This is a genomic window from Lacinutrix sp. MEBiC02595 (genome assembly GCF_053601555.1).
Genome location: NZ_JBSHNU010000130.1, coordinates 1 through 801, shown reverse-complemented (window position 1 = coordinate 801; position 801 = coordinate 1). Strand labels below are relative to the sequence as shown.

1 protein-coding gene is annotated in these 801 nt (G+C 29.5%); it reads right to left on the bottom strand.

Translation table 11 applies throughout. From position 1 onward, the window contains the following. Window positions 1-247: 247 nt before the first annotated feature. Window positions 248-634 (bottom strand): hypothetical protein, encoded by a 387-nt coding sequence (locus ACVCZW_RS01400; protein ID WP_452231472.1) that lies wholly within the window; start codon window positions 632-634, stop codon window positions 248-250. Window positions 635-801: the final 167 nt, after the last annotated feature.

Genomic DNA, 801 nt, shown 5'->3' with positions numbered 1-801 from the left:
AATATTAATTTCATTAGCTTCATCATAACCACGAAATAAACTGATGTAGAAATACCAAAAAAATGAATTATTCTTAATTTCTTCAGATTTGATTCGTTTGGTCATTTTAAGTTCTGATTTTTTTTAAATTTATGCTAACGTTTATGTATAAGGTTAGGTGCGTGGTTAAGCAACTAAATTAGTAAATAAATACTAACTATAAAATCCGAAGGGATTTTCGTAAGCAAGCTAAAACTAGCACTTAATTTTATACGGTGTTAGCTACTGCCTTTTTATCAATCAGCTTTTCAATTCCAAAAAACGACAAGTAAGAAATTCCGAATACAGTTAAGTGCATAATCGTATCTCCATTCAGAGGTTTAGAAAGTGAACCAGATATAATCATTCCTGCAAAAGATGAAATTATTGAAATTACAAAGCCAATGAATCCATATAAAATTCGTTTCCGCTTACTAATTATAATATAGAATAAAACACTCAATATGATTACAGATTCTAACCTCTTAAAATATCCGCCATCCTTTCCAGCGTGATAAGAAATATCGGTTTCAATCTTATGATTCAGAAACAATATTGTCAGAACTGTTATTCCCGTTAATATTATCAGTTTAATGTTTCGATTCGTTAATTTCAATTGAGTTCGGTTTTTATAGGTTGTAGCTAACGTGTTTGTATATGATTAGTGGCGTGTTTCAGCACCTAATTTAGTAAATAAAAACGGAATAGAAAATCTGCAAAGATTTTCGTAAGCAAGCTATAACTAGCCATTAATTATATACGTTGTTATCTATAGGTCTTTTC